Here is a 6,385-nt window from a genome sequence, read left to right on the forward strand (position 1 = left end):
CTGCCGAGTGGGGCGGCTTGTTCAGGTGCGACATTGAAACCTTCGTGGCGCGCGAAGCCGTGGAAGCCTGCCGGGTCCCCGGCCGTCTCGAACTGCCCTTCATGGCTGGCGTCCGGTATGCGGGCTTTGTCGATCCGTCTGGAGGCTCGCAGGACAGCTTCACCCTGGCTATTTCGCACGAACAGGATGGCAGGGGCGTGCTCGACTGCGTGCGGGAGCGCAAGCCGCCTTTCAGCCCCGAGCAGGTTACCGAGGAGTTTGCGGAGCTTCTCAAGTCCTACCACGTGTACCAGGTTGAGGGCGACCGATACGCAGGCGAATGGCCGCGAGAGCAATTCCGCAAGCATGGTGTGGAATACAAGACCTCCGAGGCCGCGAAGTCTGACATCTACCGGGAACTGCTCGCACCGCTGAACTCAGGCAGGCTTGAGCTTCTCGATAGCCCGCGCCTGATCGCGCAGCTGTGCAACCTGGAGCGCAGGACCTCCCGGGGCGGAAAGGATTCGATCGACCACGGCCCAAATGGTCACGATGACTTGATAAACGCGGCAGCCGGCGCACTGGTAAAAGCGCTCGCGCAGGGGGATCAGGTGTTCCCGGAGCTAAACGAGGCTGTTCACAATCTGGATCGATACATCAACCCGGCAGACCTGCATAAGTGGGTTGCATTCTGCCTGCCGCTCAAGAAAATCTCCGCGCTCAACCACGGCGCGACGACCGCATTCCTGCAGGCTGGTATTGATTGGGAAGGCAATTTCTTCGCTCTCGAAGAGCACTATCAGGCAAACCAGCCGCTTCAGGAAAACGCCCGAGCGATCCGCAACCTGATCGCTACTTATGGGAAACAGGATGCCACCCGTCTTCACTCCGGCGCCGACGATGGGCGGAACGTGGATGAGATCCTCAGCATTTCAGCCGCGCTGCGGCGAGAGGAAATTTCTACGGTCATCGCGCGAAGGGCTTCGGAAGGTGTGGGCCTGGATCTCATCAAGGAACACCTGCGGATCGATCCCAAGCGCAAAAACTTTTTCACTGGGGAGCAGGGAGCGCCGAGACTTTTCATCTCCCGGCAGCGGTGTCCGAATCTCTGGCGCGAGATGCAGAACTTGAGACGCACGGAGGAAGACGGTCGCGTGAAGTACATCGGCGCGGATTACGCAGTCACCAACCTGCGGAATATCCTGATGGCCCGCCCGACGCCACCGGAAAAACCGGGCAGCCAAAAAGAGGTCAACAGGCAGGCGTATGCAGTCAGCGCTTGGTCATGAGGAACGAAAGGAGAAAAAGACATGTGTAAAGACTTCACAAGAGAGCTCGACGAGATTCGGCTCGAAAACTGCAGCATCCTGTTGAGCGATCCGGAAAAGTGCGTCGCGGAATGCGACCCTGGTGAACTTGAAGGCGTCATCCTGGACTGCATTCAATTTGCGAATAGGGTTCCGGGGTGCAGTTGGATGACCGGGCAACTGAACCAAGTTCTGCAGAATGTCAAAGAGGCGCAGGCCTCGGCGTTTTTCGACAGATTTTTCAGATCATTCGAATCATTCACTGCGTTTGGAGGAAAATAAAATGCCTATCGACCCATCAATTTCAATGCAGGTGCGGCCGCCCGTGATACCGAATCCAATGGAGCAGGTCGGGCAGGTGCTCACGCTCAAGAACTTGATTCAGCAAAACAAAACAGGGCAGGCGAACCTTGAGCAGACGCAACTCCAAAACAAGCAGCTTCAGGAGAGGGCCGCAGACGAGAAGGCTTTGAACGATGCGGTCAAGCTCAACACGACCGTCGACGACCAGGGCAGAACCTCGATTGACAACGAAGGTATAGAGCGGACTCTCGCGCAGAACGGGCGCGGCCGGATGCTGATGGACTTCCGCACGAAGTTGGCCGGCATGGCAGAGGCTCAGCTAGAGCAGGCCAGGAAGCAATTGGAAGTCCAGAGCGGGCAAGCCAAGAGAAAGGCGCAGATCGCCGCTTCGATCACCGACGACCGGAGTTATCACGCAGGCGTGGTGCAGGCTGCGAGGGAACGGCTTCTCCCGCCCGATGAGGTTATGACGCTTCCCCCAACCTACGAGGCGGCAAGGCCGATGATTCAGCAGTGGGTCACGTCGAACATGGACGGGGCGCAGACATTGGATTATCTGACGAAGCAAATCGAGCTGGAACACAAGAAGAAAACGGGACCGCTCGAAGAGCGCAAGGCTGAGGCTGAGGCGACCAGCGCCGAACAGAAGGCGCAAGGAACGGAGCCCATAACGCCCTATCAGCAAGAACAGCTCGACAAGACCCCGACCGAAGTCGCACTCGCCATGCGTGCGGCCAAAGGAGACAAGGTTGCTCAACTCGCGCTCGACAAGCTGAACCAGTCAAGACTCGATCGCATAGTTTCCACCCAGAATCAGATCACCAAGCGCACCCGCGAGACCCAGGCGGAAATTACTGGGCGAATGAAGTTCACTCAAGCAAAGATTGAGAGCCGGGCGACGAAGAACGGCGCGAACCCTGAGGCAGTTAGGAGAAGCTTCGAAGCAGCCTTGGGAGCCGCACGGAAACTGAACCCGAATTTTGACGACCTCGAAGATCAGCAGAAATCCGACTTGCTCAACACGCTCTTCGAATCCTTCCTGGCGAATGAACAACCCCTCGTTGCTCCCGGGGAAGGAAAACCGGGAGGCTTTCTCGGGCTCGGAGCGGCCAAGCCGGTGCAGATCGTCACCAGACAACCGCAGCAAGGCAGAGGAGCGGCACCGCCCGCAGGCGGCGCAGTGAAGACCGTGCCCAGGGCCGTGGTGCAGCAGTACGCCACCGAAAACAACGTCGACTACGCGACGGCCGAGGCCGCATTCAGACAAAAAGGCTACACGATAGTGGAGCGATGACATGGCGATTCAGAATCAGCTTCCCGATCCCGATGTGTGGTTGGGACAAAAGAAAGCGCAGAGCCTTCCCGATCCCGAGACCTGGCTGCGACAGAAGCAGGCCCCTGCCCTCCCGGACCCTGACGCCTGGATGCAACAGAAGGCGGGGAGTCAGGCGCAACCCGCCGCACGCGCGATACCAACCCTTACCGTTGGCGGTGGTCCGTTTGTGAGGCAGGCAAGGCGCACTCCCGGAATCGACGTTGCTGTACGGCAGTTAGAAAAGCTGCCAACTACGCCTCTGGTTCCCCTGTCAAGGATCACCGAGCCTTACATGGCACCTGAGCCCGGGAATCGCCCGCCTATACCTGTCATGTCCACGGGGGGCTTCACGGCGCGTCCGATCAGGCGAACGGCAGGCCCGGAAGCGCAACAGCCCGCCGTACTGCATGGGGCGCTCAAGGCGCTGGAGGGAATGACCACGCCGCAGAATATCGCGCTGATGGCCGCTCTCGGGCCACTGACAAGCGCAGATTTGGAGTTCCTCGGATTTCTGAACAGCACCCTCCTGGCAGGGGACGCCGTGAGGCAAGGAATCCTCGGCTGGCAAGAAGCGAAGAAGGCCGAGATGGCCGGCGACGAAGCTGGAGCCGCTGCAGGCAAGACGCAAGCGGTGTTTGACGGCCTCATGGCGGCAGGCTTCCTGCGCCACGGGACTCGATCCCTGCGCGAGCGCGGGCAAAGCTACAGCGGAATGGTCGACCGCCTCCAGGCCGGCATCCAGAGCCCGCACCTTGACGGCCCATCGCTGGAGGGCATCCGCAGGTTCATCGACCAGCCCGGAGCGCTCGAACCAAAGGACCGCGCCGACCTGTTGAACATGGCCGACGAGCGCGCCGCAACGCTTCCCGGTGTCAGGCCCGTGGTGGCGAACGTGCCAACCGCCAGGCCGCAAGCGGAGGCGCCCATGCCAGGAACCCTTGCTGCAGGTCCGTTCCCAGGGCCGCAGCAGTCGATCAGGGCGCAGATGAACGCCCCTCAGCAGACGATGATAGGCGCTCCACCCACTGGAACGGCGACCCCGACTCAGCCACCAATTCAACAGCAGCCGACGCGTGCCGTAACCCCGCCGAGACAACCAGGTGCCACACTTCCCGGCGTCCAGATGCCGAGGGCCGTCATCGACCCCAATCAGCCCATGATGGACCTGCAGCGACGTGCGCTCTTTGCCGTAGCCAACAGCAAGGGCGTACCAGCCGAGGGCATGGAAGCGCTGGCCGGCAAGCGAATTTCACAGCTTACGGTAGGTGAGGCCCGGGTTCTGATCGACAAGGTGGGCAAGTTGACTCCCGAGGACGTGAGAACTTTGAAGCCTCCCGCGGCGACTCCGCTGCTGGAAGCAACCGCCGTGGAAAGGGCGGGAAACGCGCCAGGGCCGGCGCCAGCGCAGGAGGCAGCACCAGCACAACAGCTTCCGGTTGAAACCATCACCGTGGGAGGCCCGAGGCGCGCATCTACCTTCGATCCGAGCAAGAGCCTCGTGAATGCGATCAAGTCTCTTGGCGGGATCGACCCCGAAAAGATCCGCAAGGCCGGCTTGTGGACTGACTGGACGGAACGCGTTCCGCAGGGGATCCGACTTGCCGTGCAGAAGAACGGCGCCACGCACGGGCTTGACACGCTCGGCGGTGAACTCGGCAACCTTGGCTACCAGAACTTTGACCTGCCCGACAGCCTCATTGAGGCGCTGGCAGACCCGAGGAAGGCAAGAGCGGGACTGAGAGAAGTAGAGCAGGCAAGCGAACTGGAACAGGCCAAGGCACACATCCAAGACCTCGAGCGCAGACTGGGGGAGACGGAATTCAACCCCACTGAGTTCAAGATGGCAGGCGAGGAAAAGCCACCGATCAGAGAACCCAGGGAGGAAGGGTTTGCGCGGATATTTGACTTTCAGAAGAGGAAACCTGGAGTCAAAGAGGATGCAAATGAACTGAGAACACAGCTATATGAAACACAGGACTACGCAGATCGTTGGATAACAAGATTGAAAGCGAAGTATGGGTATCCCGAGGATATATGGGAACACGCAACGAAAGCAGATTCGGATCATTTCGACTATCTCGATTCTGCGATGGAAAACCTCAAAGGGAGGATTGCTGTCGCTGAGGGAAAGACAGAACCGGGAGAGGTCGTAACAGGTCCATGGAAGGGTGAAGAGGGTTTCGCCCGCTACCGCGACGAAAAGACAAAGGAGCTATTCGGTGAAGAACCCTTTGCGCTTCGAGGCGGCACGGCAGCGCGAGAGGAACCGCCACGGGTTGCGCCGAAAACCGGGGAGTTGAGGCCAGCGCCGCAGCAGACAAACTTGCTTCAGGGGCCGCTCTTCGAGAGGCCAGGGGAAGCGCGAAGCATACCGGAACCCCAGCCGACCGAAGCGGGGCCATTCACCGCGCAGGACGTCGAGCGCTTCAATCGCCTCTCGCACTTCCCGAAGGATCTTGCAAAAGAGAACGCCTCATTCAACGCAGAGACGGCACAGTGGAGGCAGGAGGCCATCGACCGCTTGAAGCGGTACGGCATAGATGAAATTCCAGAGGATGTGGAAAACGCCCTATCCAGACTGCGGGCCGCACGCCTGAACATGGCAAGGGAGTTCACCCGCGCCCGCGAGGTTGCGCCCCCCTGGACCGTCACGGGCCGGAGCAATTACCGGGGCAACCCCGAGCGCGCCCACGCCATCGAAGGTAAAGCAGTAAACGAATACGAAGCGGCTAAGGAATACCTCAACCGCGCTCTGCAGCGCCACAGTCCGAACGCCCCCATTTCCGCAGACAAGGAGAACGCGCCCGACTTGCTGCAAGCCAAGATCGACAAGGCTGAAAAGCAGCAGGAAGCCATGCGGCTGGCGAACGCCATTGTCCGCAAGAAGGGACTCACGGATGAGCAGAAGATAGAGCAAATCGCAAATCTCCTGGACATCAGCAAGGAAACCGCAGCCAAGGTGCTTGAACCTGACTACATGGGCCGTGTCGGCTTTGCCGACTACCAGCTGCAAAACAACCTCGCCAACATCAAGCGCATGAAGGCGCGTGTTTCTGGTATCGAGGAGACCCGCGCGAAGCCGACCGCCGAGACTCCCTTTGACGGTGGTCGCATCGTGGACAACGCCGAAGATAACCGTATCCAACTGATTTTTGATGGCAAGCCCGACCCGCAAACGATCATAAAGCTGAAATCTCTCGGTTTCAGGTGGGCGCCGTCACAAGGCGCCTGGCAGCGGCAGCGAACCGAAAACGCCAGATATGCGGTTGTGCAAGTGCTCGGGGACAAATTCCCGGCTGGAGAACGAGGCCGCTTTATCGGCACTCAGGCGCGCGGACCAGTCGAAGAACTCCCGCCGACTGGTCCAGTCGAAGAGAAGCCCGCCAGGACGCAGGTTTCGGTTGAGGAAGAGATAAAGGGGCTTCAAGGGGACATCGCGACTGGTGAAATGCGCCTGCGCTCAAAGGTCAACGCCATCGGT

3 protein-coding genes are annotated in these 6,385 nt (G+C 59.9%); all 3 read left to right on the forward strand.

Going from position 1 to position 6,385, the window contains the following annotated elements; all coding sequences use genetic code 11:
- On the forward strand, positions 1-1,268 hold a 1,268-nt coding region (locus tag LAP85_29320; GenBank protein ID MBZ5500513.1), incomplete at its 5' end, for a hypothetical protein.
- 301 nt (positions 1,269-1,569) lie between these two features.
- On the forward strand, positions 1,570-2,883 hold the full coding sequence (locus LAP85_29325; GenBank protein ID MBZ5500514.1) for a hypothetical protein: 1,314 nt from the start codon (positions 1,570-1,572) through the stop codon (positions 2,881-2,883).
- A 1-nt stretch (position 2,884) separates the two neighbouring features.
- Positions 2,885-6,385: hypothetical protein (locus tag LAP85_29330; GenBank protein ID MBZ5500515.1), on the forward strand; the 3,501-nt coding region annotated here is incomplete at its 3' end.

The sequence above is a fragment of the Terriglobia bacterium genome, from assembly GCA_020072565.1.
Taxonomy (GTDB): domain Bacteria; phylum Acidobacteriota; class UBA6911; order UBA6911; family UBA6911; genus JAFNAG01.